This window comes from Acetobacter pasteurianus (assembly GCF_009914215.2).
GTDB lineage: Bacteria > Pseudomonadota > Alphaproteobacteria > Acetobacterales > Acetobacteraceae > Acetobacter > Acetobacter pasteurianus.
The window spans coordinates 84,292-95,681 of the sequence record NZ_CP039845.2; the positions used below are offsets into that span (position 1 = coordinate 84,292).

Genomic DNA, 11,390 nt, shown 5'->3' on the forward strand with positions numbered 1-11,390 from the left:
GGTCTCCTCTCGTGTGCGAGGAAAGGTAAACAGGTGCTCTCGAGATCAATTTTGTTTTTGAATCTCTAGAGTTGTCTGTTTAAATTTATTAAAATCTAATATTGAAATGGGGGCCAGGATGGGAAATGAACCGCTCTGGTATTTGACCAAAGATGGTGACAGATCCTGTCTCGAACTGTTCCGACGGCACTATTCCTGCAAGAACAGGAACCCTAAGCAATCACAGTTTGTCGGACCGGGAGAACACATTGTGCTCCGAACCGATCTCGGAGACGCTGTCTTTGTTTGGCGATATGCAGTGTACCGGGCGGACGGCCAGAAAGGTGTCGAATGCTCACTCTTCCGAAACGAGAGCTCGCTCCTTTCGTCCGAGCTTGTGCGACAGGCTGACGCCATCGCTGATCACTGCTGGCCTGGTAAAAGGCATTACACCTTCGTCGATCCGGCGGCAGTCAGGAGTTCCAATCCGGGATTTTGCTTTATTGCTGCAGGATGGAGAAAGTCTGGGGTGTCCAAAGGAGGAAAGCTGATACTGGACCTCAAATCACATTGATATTCAACGCGACATATATGTCTGGTATCCTGCCGACCTCTTATCAAGCGCTCCCTATAACCTCGTCCTTCAGGACGGGGAGAATGACAAGATGTGAAGTGCTAGGTTAGGCAAGCGGCCGTTAGTGGGAGGCTTGTGGCGCCGGCTTTAAGGTTGAGCGACAGGCGAGTTAACTGGGAATGTTGTAGTGATCCTTACCGGCATGGCTCGGTATGAAGCCAGTGTTCGACCTTTTTGAAGCCCATCAAAATGCTTTGGGCTGTTAATTTCCGAGAACTTCTGATTCCCCTTAAAAGGGCGGAACATCTTAACAGGGTGAGGTGTCGGGTTATTGTGAGTTTGTTCTTCGTCCAAATTGCCATCTTTTTCTACCTTGGACACAAACATGGGCCGAGGCTTAGTTGTGGGGTGAATTGAAGCTAAATTAGTCCTTAATTCATGGAATGGATGCGGTTTGCCATCCGTATTCGCTCTTCCGTCCTGCGGCTTTGACCATTCTTCGAGCACTTTCCATTGGTAAGGTTCCCCAACGCCAGGCGTCTGGGAGTGATATGCAGCAGCAGCCTTGGGCCAACTACCCATTTTGCTATACATTTGGATTAGAAAGCGCCCAGCATAAAGGCTGTTTGGCAGTGGATCGAAAGCATTCTCCAGTGATGAAAAAGCATCAGGATGATGCATGATATTAACTTGCATGCACCCTACATCAATCGAATTGATGCCGCGGGCCTTAAATGAGTAAACAGCTTCAATAGCTTCTTCACGGGATGCATAGTGGTACCCTACACCTCCGGCATTTACAGTCCATGGCCAAGGTGCGAGTGTTCCATCTGGGTCAGGCTTACTGGTTTCCACCCTACTCATGGCGGAAAGAAACCCATCTGGGATATGTAAAGACCTTTCAGCCTGGCTTGTAGCGGCGATGCATCGCATCGCTTCAGGTGATTTTGCCAGCAGTGTGTGAGGGGCAAATGCACCAAACAAGGATAAAAATCCAAATGCAAAGGCTTTCCACTGAAAGTCAGGAAGACGTCTATGAAAACGATGGCAAATCATAGCTAGGATATATTAGATCGAACGCTTCGTTCCAAAGTATTTCGCTTTGATGTTGAACTGTACCTTGTGGGTTCATATCCTTTAAGGGTTGATGCCAAGGATTTTTCAATACAAATTTTTGGCCTTATCCAGATCATCAGACTTGTTAAAGCCTTAACCGTTTTGTTCCTATGGTCTCCAGACGTATCTCAATCAGGGTTTCTTAATGTTCCATCGCGAAAGTCTGTCATTCCTACGTTATTCCCCTCAGTTTTTGAGGCGAATGCTATCAATTTTTATGGCAGCAGTGATGTTGAATTTAGTGTTCGGTGTTGAACGCTCTTTTGCGTCTCCTGTGCGCATAAAAGACATAGTTGACTATGAAGGCGTCAGAGATAACCAATTGGTCGGTTACGGCCTTGTAGTAGGGCTGAATGGTACCGGCGATCGGCTGACAAATACCTTATTTACCCGAGAAACTCTTATAGGGATGTTGAACCGCCTCGGTGTAAATATTCGTGATAAGGCGATACAGCTTCAGACTCACAATGCCGCAGCAGTTATGGTCACCGCTACACTTCCACCTTTTTCCCATGGGGGAAGTCGTATTGACGTAACTGTTTCAGCCGTAGGTGATGCACAAAGTCTGACAGGCGGCACATTGATAGTTACGCCTCTCCAGGCTGCAGATGGAGAGGTTTATGCAGTTGCTCAGGGTTCCCTTGTAACGAATGCCTTCTCCGCGCGCGGGGCAGCCGCTGCAGTAACAAGAAATGTGCCAACAAGTGGGCATATCGCCAATGGGGCAGTGGTAGAAAGAGAGGTTCCAGTGCTTCTTGGATCTTCTGGCGTTATTCATCTGGCGCTGAAGAACCCGAACTTCACTACTGCCACCAGAATAGCCGCAGTGATTAACCGTCATCTGGGAAAAGGTGCCGCAAAGGTAGATGATCCAAGGACGGTAGCGGTTAACCTTGCCGGAAGGAATGCAGCGCAGACGCTATATGAAATTGGTGATTTAACCATTGAGCCTGACACCATGGCCAAAGTGATTGTCGATGAGGCTGCAGGCACGATTGTGATGGGTGACAATGTTCGTATAACGACAGTGGCCATAGCTCAGGGCAACCTGACCATACAAGTCACTGAAACCCCACAAGTAGTGCAACCAAACCCGATGGGCGGAGGTCAAACTGCAGTGGCGCCTCGTACGCAGATCAATGCGACAACAGATAACGGGCACAAGTTGGGTATACTTAAGGAAGGCCCCACATTGGCTAGTCTTGTCGCAGGTATGAATGCCTTGGGGATGGGGCCTCGTGATATGATCAGTGTGTTGCAAGCCATCAAGGCTGACGGGGCACTTCAGGCAGATCTTGAAGTTCGGTGATTCAGACGATCACATCTAAGGGTTTGGTAGGTTTTTAAGTATGTCCCCCATTCAAAGTGGTGTCAGCCATATCTCTTCAGTTAACAGGGCAAGTCCAGAAACAATTTCCCCGCAAGTTGAGCAGAAGATCCAAAAATCTTCTAAGGATTTTGAGTCCGTGGCAATCGGAGAAATGCTCCAGCCGATGTTCGATACAATAGATAACTCAAAAGGGCCTTTTGGTGGGGGGAATGCTGAAAAGCAATTTCGATCCCTTCAGGTGTTGGAGCTTGGAAAGCAAATCTCAAATGCCGGCGGCGTAGGTATTGCTCATCAGGTCTACAAAAAAATGATTGAAATGCAGTCTGATCGACAAAAGCATGGTGGAAAGGGGTAGGTATGAACGGTAGCTTATCAATTAGTGGTTTGATCAAGAGTGGCAAAAGAAAAATATCTGCGATAACCGGAAAAAAGGATAACGATAAAGGAGATGGAATAGAATCCTCTCCTGAGGACGAATTGGTGTATGCATTTAAGAATGCGACAAAAATAATCCTGCATGAAAATGATCTGCTTAAAGCCAATAACTTTGTTGGATATAAAGCCGACGTAGAAAAGAAGGTTGCTGCTTTTCAGGGTTTGTCTGAATGTTTGAAAGCATACAAGCAAAGACCTGTATCTTCCGCGGAAGATCCATCCCCGGTTTTGAAGGAAGCAATCAAAGAATTTAATGAAACGGCGGAGGTCAATAGGGGGCTTCTAAGTCAATCCATTAGATCCCAGAATATAGTTCTGGAGCTAATTATCCAGAGTGCCACCCAAGACGCTTCCGTGGGGTATAATGCCAAGGGAGGGAGAGATTTTGATAAATCTCGATTGGCGATATCTCTTAGACCTAAAGTTTAGCCATTTTCTCTAATTTTGGTATCGAGAGATCCCTGTTGTCGGCCGAGCAAAAGGTATTCGGATCCGATTATCTTTTTAATTGAATGCACATGTATCATTCCCCTGTCAGGCTGACAGGGGATAAGGCGATATAGAACGCTATTACCAATAGCTTCCTATCATGTGTTTGGGTTGGTTGGAGCCAGGATCTGCTGCTGGTGTCCAAGAACTCCAATCCCATGCTGTGGTGTCCCTCCGGTTTTCAAACACCATTTCTGTCAGTGATGGATCCTGCTGGGAATGATTTTTACTGATGGTTTTATCCTGCGCCTTTAATGTGTCGTACGCATTTTGATCGCCCATATACACACAGCCGCAGCCAATGGGGTCAGCATAAAGATAGATATTCCCACCCTCAGGTGCCGGGCGGTAAGTAATCTGCCCAGGAGGGAGGAGATTCATCATCGAATACCGAGCAGTAGTGTCTGCATAATGTGCGACAAACCCGGCTTGTGACAGTGAGCGACCTTTATCCAGATAGACTTTGGCCGGCTGCCCGCAACCGGCTAGTGTCAAGGCTAAAGATATAACTGATATTCTGCCTAGGAAGGATTTGAAAGCCATATCCATTTTTCCTTCTTATCAGCTCGCGTTAAGGCTACGTGACTTGATATTGTCAGTCAGGCACAGGGGCGGGAAAGACGTGAAGGCTTTCATATGCCGATAGTGCTTATTCATTATCACATCGACACTGCCAGTCTTGATAAGGCGGTTATTCAGGCATGAATGTGGGTGTAGAGTGGTTGTAAATGGCAGGCATCTCTCGATTAGATTGCGCGCACCCTTTGGGGAGACAGCGTATCCACATATCCCAAAAGTTTCTTTCAGGCGAAATGCTTGAGATTTCACATCAATATCGCGAAACGTATCAATGCCCTGCCGCACCTGTTCTTCAGAGAAGTGAGCTATGCAATCGCCGATGCCAGGAATCATCTCAAATTGAAGACTTGTATCAGAATTATTCCCCCAAAGAATGATATCCCAGTCTTTCGGAAGGGAAGAGATAATCCTTTGACTTTCCTCCTCAAAATTTTTGCAGAGGAACGCATCATCTTCGAATATATGACCGGGCTCACCGCTTTTGGCGATCGTTCCCCACAGGGAAACATGAGCAAGGCCGGATCCGACCGCGCCCATTGTGAACTCGCAACCATCACCCAAAAAGCCTTTTTGGCGGATTTCATCAAGGTCGAGGGTTTTTCCATCGATGCCAGGGCTATGTAGCAATCCATTGACATGAGCATTTACCCGAAGGAATCTTTCCTGTCGTTCAGGAGTGCGAAGAAGGCTTATGTAATGTTTTTGCATCAATAGCTTGCCTCTGTCGGTAGCCACTAAGTCTTCAAATAAGCCTTAGAAGGCGTAATGGTTTTGTTACCTTTTTAGGGTATGGACTGATTTTAGGAATGTCCAAGGCCATTTATGATGGCGTGGCTTGTGCTCAGGTCAATCTCACCATGCAGTCGAGGAAAAAAGGCAATGTCTTTGATATCTGGTCTATCGCCTGTGACCCAATATCTTACGGCGGAAAAGGACGAAAGCACTACAGCCGCTAATTACGCCAAGACAGATGCGACTACGGCACGTGAGGTGTCAGAGTTTGAGAAGAAAGCCGCAACAATCACAACGTCTGACCAGTTGATGGGCGACTATTCTTCCAATGAAGTAGTTTTGGGGGCATACAATCTCAGCTCATTAAGCAATGAAAAAGCCCTTGAAAAGGATCTGCTCACTCAAGATCCAACCTCATCTACAGCTCTGGCAAAAACATCTAGCAATGCTACATGGGCAAAATTTGCTGATGCTTTTCAGGCGATGGGAAGTGGCCATGGTACTGCTGCTGCCAGTCCCTTTACATCAACAATGATAGCTTCCACAGTTTCGTCATTTGAGATGTCTCGGTATGAAAGTAGCGATGATTTGCAGGACAACGGGGTTGGGAATGCTCTCTATTTCACCAGAACTATGGAAGCCGGTGGCATAAAAACGATTTCCCAACTTATGTCGGATCCGACACTCTTAAAGGTGGCTGAGGTAGTCAGTGGCTATGACCCGGATCAGTTTGGGGCTTTGGATTATGATCAGCAAACTAGGATTTTGTCGAAAAAAGTCGATATGACAAAGTTCTCATCTCCATCAGGAATTCAAAAATATGCCGAACAATATCTCGCTCTAATTCAAGTTAATCCTTCTTATCTCGATAACGACACTTCAGATAATACGATGATTGATCTTTTTGGTGGAAATGACGATAACAACATATTGTCGTTATTCGGCGACAGCAGCACTGATTCATCTGAAAGCGAGATGGTTTCAGAGTTGTTCTAATGGTGATGATAGGTGCGGAATATGAGGGTGATGGGCTTAATACCCCCTTACGCACCTATCTTCTTTAACCGCTGAGATAGGGTGCAAATGGCCTCTAGTGACATTATTACCCCTCCGGGGGACACTGTTCAGTCATTTAGCCCCGATGATTTTGCTAAATTCGTTAAGTCTGAAGCTTCCGAAAATTCTGCTCTGATTTCTCAGATCAACACAGAAATCAGATTTCTATCTGGCATCATAAATCCATCTCTCTCCAGCACCCCATTTGCCAAGATGACAGGAAAAGTTGTTAGCGTGTCAGGTCTAACAGCTTCAGTCAGCGGAATGCTTAACATCACGGGTATCGGTGACAGAGTTACTATTCGCTCGTTGGATGGTCGCGATCTTCAGGCCGAGATCGTGGTGTTTCAAGGCGAACTAGCGACTGTTATGCCTTTCGGATCCTTAGAAGGGGTTGGTGCCGGCTGTTCTGTCAGTTTCCCAGTTTATGATGCAGAACAAAGAAGACTAATGTCTGGAGGGGCTCTCCAGGTTAATAACTCCTGGATAGGCAGGGTGGTAGATCCTTCCGGCACACCTATAGACGGTAAAGGTGATCTGGCTCCTGGAGGGCGGACACGCAAATTACACGCCCAACCTCCATTGGCGGCCACAAGGGCAAGATTGGGCTCCAGAATTGATCTTGGGGTTAAGGCCATGAACCTTTTTACGACATGTCGTAAAGGGCAGAGGCTTGGTTTATTTGCAGGTTCTGGCGTTGGAAAATCCACCTTGATGGGCATGTTGGCCCGCAACACCGCTTGTGATGTCGCTGTCATTTCTCTTGTGGGGGAGAGAGGGAGAGAGGTTCGAGAGTTTATTGAGGATGATCTTGGAGCGGAGGGGCTAAGCAAGTCAGTTGTTGTAGTGGCAACCTCCGACACATCTCCTCTCATGCGGCGAGAAGCTGCCTATGCTGCTTTAACTGTGGCAGAGGCATTTCGTGATGAAGGTAAGTCAGTCTTGTTGCTGATGGATAGCGTGACAAGATTTTGTCAGGCATTGAGAGAAATAGGCCTATCAGCAGGAGAACCGCCAGCCACAAGGGGCTATCCTCCTAGTGTATTTGCAGAACTGCCAAGATTGCTGGAAAGGGCAGGGCCTGGTCCAATGATGGAAGATGGGACGGCAGGCCAAATAACAGCTTTGTTTTCAGTCCTTGTTGAAGGCGATGACCAAAATGAGCCGGTAGCAGATTCTGTGCGGGGTATTCTCGATGGTCATGTTGTAATGGAGCGAAAGATAGCGGAATCCGGCAGGTATCCTGCTATCAATGTTCTGAAATCACTTTCCAGAGCAGTACCTGGATGCAATTCAGATGAAGAAAACCTTCTCACAAGAGAGGCAAGGAAGCTTCTATCTGCATGGGGTGAAGTCAAAGATATGGTCAGGCTTGGTGGCTATCAGGAAGGATCTGATCCTGTTGCTGACGCGGCTATCCAAATTGCCCCTGCGATAGAGGACATGCTTCGACAGTCTAAGAAAGAGAAGGTAGGTTTGGAAGAGTCCTTTCTAGACTTGCAAACGGTAATGTCTCCAATAATGGGCAATATGAATGAGTAGCGATCGAATACGGTCTTTACGTGTTCTTGAGAAGTTGCGTTTGGCTGAGGTGGACAAGGCTAGAATTCAAGTAGCACAAAGCCTTCAGGTGGAAAAAAATATTCAGCTTGAGATCGCTAAGAAAGAGAAGGATATTACTGAAAACGCAAGCTTTGTATATGACAATCCCGCAGGCGAAGCATCGAGTGGCATCCAGGCATTAGAGGCTTCATATCGAGAATGGCTTCCAAAGGCGAAAGACATATTAGAAAAACTTCAGGATGATCTGAAAGTAGCAAAAGAAAACACAGAGGCTAGGCGTTCAGAGTTAATAAGAGTGAACGCCTCTCACGAGGCTGTTAAATCGCTTATAGAAAGTGAATTGCAAGAAATAAAGATAGACCAAGAAAGAAAGCAGCAAGCTGAGATTGACGATATATCACGAACTCAATTCTTGAAGAAAAGACGTAATATTGTTTAGTCGTTAACATTTAACCATTTTAGAAGATTCCCAAAACAGATGCCCTGGCTGCGTGGAAAGTGTATTGCGTTAAAACCTTTAGATTAAGATCATCCTTGAGAATGATAAATCCGGTCGGTATCGATTAAGTAGGTTCGTATTAAAGCCAAGGCCCTGAATGGTTGGCCTCAAGGCATAATGCGGCATCATTGTCTGCCGGGAATGTCATGAAAAACAATGTCAGCCACACAACTACAGCCGGAACTTCTGAAGAAGATATTCAGAAAAAAAACAAAGAAACGATTTTTTTGGCCACACCTTGTTATGGTGGAATGGTCACGACTGAATTTATGACTTCTGTTATCGGATGTTCAGCAGGCAAAGTGCCTGTTACGCTGATGACGTTGGGTGATGACGCTTTGATTCCGCGTGCTCGCAACACCCTGTTAGCGAATTTTTATTATCGTTCCAATTGTTCTCATATTCTGTTCGTGGATGCAGACATAGGCTTTGATCATAACGCACCGGAAAGGTTGCTTAAATCCGGCAAAGATGTGATCGCCGGGACATATCCTATTCGGGACAGATTTTGGGATAATGTAACCAAAAATAATATTCTGGCCGGGGAAGCCCAACGGACCGCATCCTTGCGTTACGTTGGAGAGACAAAGGAAATCCATGACTCTTGGGAAAAGGGTCCTTTGGTTCAAGTTCCATTTGTTGGGACTGGATTTATGATGATCAGTCGCAAGGCAGTAGAGGCGATGATCAAAGCATATCCTGAAACAGAATATAAAAAGATCAACTGTGCTGAAGACCAGTCTGGGATGCGAAATTATGCCCTTTTTGATGGGAGCATTGATCCTGATGATGGAACCTATCTAAGCGAAGATTTCACTTTTTGCAGAAGATGGCGCCAAATCGGTGGTGAAGTGTGGTTGGATATGTCCATCGACCTTTCTCATACGGGCCGAGCCAAATTCTTTGGCAATCCCTTTGTGCGTCTTGGCATTAACCATAATCGGCGGACAGTCAAAAGTTAAAATCCTCCCCCGTAAACGGTTCTTGGCCTGTCTGCTGCCTAAAATAAAAAGATTTGTATTGGAAGAAGCCTAAGCCATATGCCGAACGATAAACAAAGGCCAATTATTATAGTCAAAAAAGAAGATGGCGGAGGAGAAGGCCATCACGGGGGCGCATGGAAAATCGCTTATGCTGATTTCATGACAGCCATGATGGCCTTCTTTCTGCTTATGTGGCTGATTAACGCGACTTCCGAAGAACAAAAAAAGGGGATTGCTCAGTTTTTCAACCCCATGGCGGACAAATCCGCTTCCACTGCAACTACAGATTCATTGCTTGAAGCCTCTCCTTTAACGTCACCTACTTCAATTAAGCTTGCAAAGAACTCTGATGTTGAAGCTAATTCTTCTGGAAATGGAAGCGGCAAAACGAATGATGGATCTTCCACGGAACAAAGTGCCCCATCTACTGGTGCAAATACTTCAGACGATATAACCAGTGGTCTAACTTCCATTTTGCAACCTGGATCTCCCTCAATAATTCCGATTGGTGGCCCACAGACAGGTGCTGCCAAATTGGGAAGCAAAGTCGGGTCTTCTTCCCAAGATCGTCTTTCAAATGGCTCTGAAACTGCTGCTTCAATTCAAGAGCAAAAGTCTATTGATGTCGCTATAGAAGGAATTAAGTCTGATATCCAAAAAGATCCCAATATCCAAGATGTAGAGAAGAACCTTAGATTTGAGGTCGGGTCAGATGAAATAAGGATAGAATTGACCGACACTGATCATCAGGCAATGTTCGATACTGGAAGCGTTGCACCTAACAAGACAGCATCACTCATGCTCGCAGCGATAGGAAAATGGCTCTCTCCTCTACCTGAAAAGGTCTCCATACTCGGTGAAACTGATGGCATCGCCTATCATGTGCGGAAAGGTAATGCTTCTGGGCTTTCTAATTGGACATTATCTGAAATGAGGGCTGATAAGGCCCGAGAGATATTGGTGAAGTCGGGCTATCCTGACAAAAATATCGAAAGTGTTTCAGGACTGGCTGATCGCAATCTGGCGGATCCCTCGCATCCAGATGCCCCAGAAAACCGCCGCATAGTGATCATTTTGCATCGGAGAAATCCGATTTCTTCTTCTTTGTTACAACGCGACAAACTAGCACCAATGTCCGCACAGCATGATGGGCGCGATATTAAGGCGGAGAAACAAAACTAATGCTATTCGTAGGTGGATTGATTTTTGCTCTTCTCTGCGTTTTTGGCTCATTTGCGGCTTCGGGTGGGGCACTGGCACCGCTCATAGCTTCAATGCCCTTTGAGTTGCTGACGATTTTAGGGTCAGGCCTCGGCATTTTTGTGATGGCCAACACAAAGGACTCACTCAAGCAAGTCCCATCGTATATCAAGCTTGTATTGAAAGGTGCGCGTTACGGAAAAGAAGACTATATGCAATTGCTAAACCTTCTTTTCAGGTTGATGAAGCTTAGCAGGTCTAAAGGCTCTACAGAACTAGAGCAGCACTACGAAAATCCTGAAGACAGTGAGATTTTTAAATCAGTTCCTACTGTGCTGAATGATGTTCGTACAAGGGATTTCATCTGCGACTATCTGAGACTTATCGGTATGGGAGTGGAAAGAGATGACGCCTATCTTCTTGATGCTGCCATGGAACGTGAACTCAAAAAAAATCTTTCCGAGGATCTCCATATAGCCCATTGCCTACAGAGCCTCGCAGATGCTCTTCCAGCTCTAGGTATCGTGGCTGCAGTGCTTGGGGTAATTAAAACTATGGCCTCAATCAGCAAGCCTCCAGCGGTGCTGGGTGAGATGATTGCAGGCGCTATGGTGGGCACATTCCTGGGCGTTCTTATGGCTTACGGTATCTTCGCCCCTCTCTCTGCTAAGATGCAGGAGCTTGTGAAGAAAGACGCCAGGTACCAAGATATCGTTAAAACTGTTTTGGTGGCATTCGTTCAGGGTCAGTCCCCTGAAGTGTGTGCAGAAATCGGCCGAAAAGACATACCTGAAGACATTATGCCTGAGTTTTCGGAGCTAGATTCCATGCTCTCTGAGATCAAGAATTAACCAC

At 46.2% G+C, this 11,390-nt stretch carries 12 protein-coding genes; 9 read left to right on the forward strand and 3 right to left on the reverse strand.

Going from position 1 to position 11,390, the window contains the following annotated elements:
• Positions 1-700: 700 nt before the first annotated feature.
• On the reverse strand, positions 701-1,609 hold the full coding sequence (locus FCN51_RS00370) for a transglycosylase SLT domain-containing protein (protein ID WP_160255992.1): 909 nt from the start codon (positions 1,607-1,609) through the stop codon (positions 701-703).
• Between the two features lie 277 nt (positions 1,610-1,886).
• Here FCN51_RS00370 and FCN51_RS00375 point away from each other — a divergent pair, with 277 nt between their 5' ends.
• The 3 genes from FCN51_RS00375 to FCN51_RS00385 are packed head-to-tail and all read left to right on the forward strand — an operon-like array spanning position 1,887 to position 3,863.
• Entirely contained in the window at positions 1,887-2,978 is a 1,092-nt protein-coding gene (locus FCN51_RS00375; protein ID WP_236661167.1) for a flagellar basal body P-ring protein FlgI, read from the forward strand.
• A 40-nt stretch (positions 2,979-3,018) separates the two neighbouring features.
• Complete coding sequence (locus FCN51_RS00380; RefSeq protein WP_099542166.1) at positions 3,019-3,354, forward strand: rod-binding protein; 336 nt, start codon at positions 3,019-3,021, stop codon at positions 3,352-3,354.
• A gap of 2 nt (positions 3,355-3,356) precedes the next feature.
• A complete protein-coding gene (locus tag FCN51_RS00385; RefSeq protein ID WP_160255993.1) occupies positions 3,357-3,863 on the forward strand; it encodes a hypothetical protein in 507 nt (168 codons plus the stop codon).
• Positions 3,864-4,004: 141 nt separating this feature from the next.
• On the opposite strand, the gene FCN51_RS00390 is transcribed toward FCN51_RS00385, so the two are convergent.
• Entirely contained in the window at positions 4,005-4,466 is a 462-nt protein-coding gene (locus tag FCN51_RS00390; protein ID WP_236661102.1) for a hypothetical protein, read from the reverse strand.
• Positions 4,467-4,484: 18 nt separating this feature from the next.
• On the reverse strand, positions 4,485-5,237 hold the full coding sequence (locus tag FCN51_RS00395; RefSeq protein ID WP_310255050.1) for a glycosyltransferase family 25 protein: 753 nt from the start codon (positions 5,235-5,237) through the stop codon (positions 4,485-4,487).
• Between the two features lie 144 nt (positions 5,238-5,381).
• On the opposite strand from FCN51_RS00395, the gene FCN51_RS00400 reads away from it, so the two are divergent.
• From FCN51_RS00400 to motA, 6 genes are all read left to right on the forward strand, one after another.
• Positions 5,382-6,230: a DUF1217 domain-containing protein gene (locus FCN51_RS00400; protein WP_099542162.1), complete on the forward strand. Its 849-nt coding sequence runs from the start codon at positions 5,382-5,384 to the stop codon at positions 6,228-6,230.
• Between the two features lie 273 nt (positions 6,231-6,503).
• Complete coding sequence (gene fliI / locus FCN51_RS00405; RefSeq protein ID WP_160256145.1) at positions 6,504-7,832, forward strand: flagellar protein export ATPase FliI; 1,329 nt, start codon at positions 6,504-6,506, stop codon at positions 7,830-7,832.
• A complete protein-coding gene (locus tag FCN51_RS00410; RefSeq protein ID WP_160255995.1) occupies positions 7,825-8,292 on the forward strand; it encodes a FliJ family protein in 468 nt (155 codons plus the stop codon). The genes fliI and FCN51_RS00410 overlap by 8 nt, the downstream gene beginning before the upstream one ends.
• Before the next feature lie 206 nt (positions 8,293-8,498).
• Positions 8,499-9,314 carry a hypothetical protein gene (locus FCN51_RS00415; RefSeq protein ID WP_236661105.1) on the forward strand — a complete coding sequence of 272 codons (816 nt, stop codon included), beginning with the start codon at positions 8,499-8,501 and terminating at the stop codon, positions 9,312-9,314.
• A gap of 78 nt (positions 9,315-9,392) precedes the next feature.
• Positions 9,393-10,517, forward strand: a complete 1,125-nt coding sequence (locus tag FCN51_RS00420; protein WP_160255996.1) for a flagellar motor protein MotB — start codon at positions 9,393-9,395, stop codon at positions 10,515-10,517.
• Positions 10,517-11,386, forward strand: a complete 870-nt coding sequence (gene motA / locus FCN51_RS00425; protein ID WP_160255997.1) for a flagellar motor stator protein MotA — start codon at positions 10,517-10,519, stop codon at positions 11,384-11,386. The genes FCN51_RS00420 and motA overlap by 1 nt, the downstream gene beginning before the upstream one ends.
• Positions 11,387-11,390 lie beyond the last annotated feature (4 nt).

Excerpts from the sequence above, each read along its gene's own strand:
- FCN51_RS00410 (WP_160255995.1), top strand. The coding sequence starts at position 7,825 with ATGAGTAGCGATCGAATACGGTCTTTACGTGTTCTTGAGAAGTTGCGT.
- FCN51_RS00375 (WP_236661167.1), top strand. The coding sequence starts at position 1,887 with ATGGCAGCAGTGATGTTGAATTTAGTGTTCGGTGTTGAACGCTCTTTT.
- FCN51_RS00370 (WP_160255992.1), bottom strand. The coding sequence starts at position 1,609 with ATGATTTGCCATCGTTTTCATAGACGTCTTCCTGACTTTCAGTGGAAA.
- FCN51_RS00390 (WP_236661102.1), bottom strand. The coding sequence starts at position 4,466 with ATGGCTTTCAAATCCTTCCTAGGCAGAATATCAGTTATATCTTTAGCC.
- fliI (WP_160256145.1), top strand. The coding sequence starts at position 6,504 with ATGACAGGAAAAGTTGTTAGCGTGTCAGGTCTAACAGCTTCAGTCAGC.
- FCN51_RS00400 (WP_099542162.1), top strand. The coding sequence starts at position 5,382 with ATGTCTTTGATATCTGGTCTATCGCCTGTGACCCAATATCTTACGGCG.
- FCN51_RS00420 (WP_160255996.1), top strand. The coding sequence starts at position 9,393 with ATGCCGAACGATAAACAAAGGCCAATTATTATAGTCAAAAAAGAAGAT.
- FCN51_RS00415 (WP_236661105.1), top strand. The coding sequence starts at position 8,499 with ATGAAAAACAATGTCAGCCACACAACTACAGCCGGAACTTCTGAAGAA.
- motA (WP_160255997.1), top strand. The coding sequence starts at position 10,517 with ATGCTATTCGTAGGTGGATTGATTTTTGCTCTTCTCTGCGTTTTTGGC.
- FCN51_RS00380 (WP_099542166.1), top strand. The coding sequence starts at position 3,019 with ATGTCCCCCATTCAAAGTGGTGTCAGCCATATCTCTTCAGTTAACAGG.
- FCN51_RS00385 (WP_160255993.1), top strand. The coding sequence starts at position 3,357 with ATGAACGGTAGCTTATCAATTAGTGGTTTGATCAAGAGTGGCAAAAGA.